The organism is Pseudomonas sp. ABFPK (genome assembly GCF_001586765.1).
GTDB classification, from domain to species: Bacteria; Pseudomonadota; Gammaproteobacteria; order Pseudomonadales; family Pseudomonadaceae; genus Aquipseudomonas; species Aquipseudomonas asiatica.
On the sequence record NZ_LQXW01000074.1, the window covers coordinates 1 to 1,682 of the forward strand.

Here is a 1,682-nt window from a genome sequence, read left to right on the forward strand (position 1 = left end):
AATGCCCCCCCTGCGTCGCTGCGCTCCGACTGCCCGGCCGGATGGCCGTGGAACAGGTGGCCAGATGGCCGTGGAATGCCTGGCCAGATGAGAGCGGACTGGGTGGCCGGATGGCGTGGAATCCGCACCCTGCTTCACGACCTGGGGAAGATCGCTGTTGACGTACGGGTGGAGCTCGATGGCGGACAGCTGTGGCACCCATGGCATGGACCAATCACCCACCCCTACCGATTCAAGTACGTGAAAGGTAGGGATTACCAACTGCACGGCGCTGCTTCAGCTCTTGTGTATATGCATGTCCTGGACAGCGGAATTCTAGACTGGCTCAGTGGCTTTCCTGAGCTGTGGAAGCAACTGATCTACCTCCTCGCAGGCCAATACCAGTACGCCGGCATCCTCGGCGAGATCGTGGTCCAAGCTGACAAAGCTTCGGTTGCCCAGCAACTGGGAGGAAACCCGGAGCGCGCGCTTACGGCCCCCAAACAATCGCTGCAGCGACAGCTTGCCGACGGTCTGCGATTCCTTGTGCGAGAGAAACTTAAGCTCAATCAGCCAGATGGTCCGGCGGATGGTTGGTTGACGCAGGACGCGCTTTGGCTGGTGAGTAAACCAGCAGCGGATCAACTCCGGGCGTACCTGCTGACCCAGGGTATTGAAGGAGTGCCAAGCTCCAATGCGCCATTCTTCAATATGCTGCAGGACCAGGCAATCATCCAGACCAATGCTCAGGATAAAGCTATTTGGAAGGCCACCATCGACAACGGCCGCGGTTGGAAGAACAGTTTTACTTTCCTGAAAATCTCGCCTGCACTCGTATGGCCAAACCCGGAAGATCGACCCCTTCAGTATCCGGGCGCCCTCACTCTGGATCAGGAAACGGTGGTACTCCCGCAGAAAGGAATCAGTGAAGAAACGGTCTGCGCGGTACCGGATGAGCCAGTTGACGAACTGGACCAAGTCCCTCGACCACCGACGAGTTCCCGACAGCTGATGCAGCCAGCTCCATCCGCTGAGCTCCAATCAGCTGAGCGCGAGGAACTGTTGTCGCTGTATAGTGATATCACTGGGCCATCAGTTGAGCCGAGTGCTAGCTATGGCTCAGCAGCCGGTTACCCTCTCGTTCAAGGAGTAGAAGAGGATGAAACGGCTGAGGATTCTCTAGCAGCCACAGCAAGGAATGCTGCAAGGAAAGATGTCACCACAATGCCGACCAGTAATACGCTAGGAGGGGCTTTCATCGCCTGGGTAAAAGCAGGAGTTGCCTCTCACAAATTGATCATCAACGATACAAAAGCCTTAGTGCACACTGTCGACGACACTGCAGTGCTAGTCACCCCTGGGATTTTCAAGCGATACGTCCTTGAACATCCAGAGATTGAAAAAAGCATCGAAAAATCTGGAACAGCAGCATGGCAGTATGTACAGCGTGCTTTTGAAAAAGAAAAGACACACGAAAAGACTAGTAATCAGCTGAATATCTGGACCTATGATGTGATAGGCCCAAGAAAAACCTCCCAATTGAGAGGCTACGTTCTCAAAGAGCCGAAGTTATTATTGAATCGCCCCTGGTTTCGTAGACACCTCCAAGCCTCATAATGAGGCCCAAATAGGAGGTGCCATGAGTCGTCAGCGTTACCCCGAAGAGTTCAAGATCGAAGCGGTCAAGCAAGTGACCGAGAAAG

At 54.5% G+C, this 1,682-nt stretch carries 1 protein-coding gene; it reads left to right on the top strand.

Features of this window, described 5'->3' with window-relative positions:
* Nucleotides 1-1,596 (top strand): helicase/relaxase domain-containing protein (locus tag WM94_RS26715; RefSeq protein ID WP_156486015.1); only part of this gene is annotated, 1,596 nt, incomplete at its 5' end.
* Between the last annotated feature and the right edge of the window lie 86 nt (nucleotides 1,597-1,682).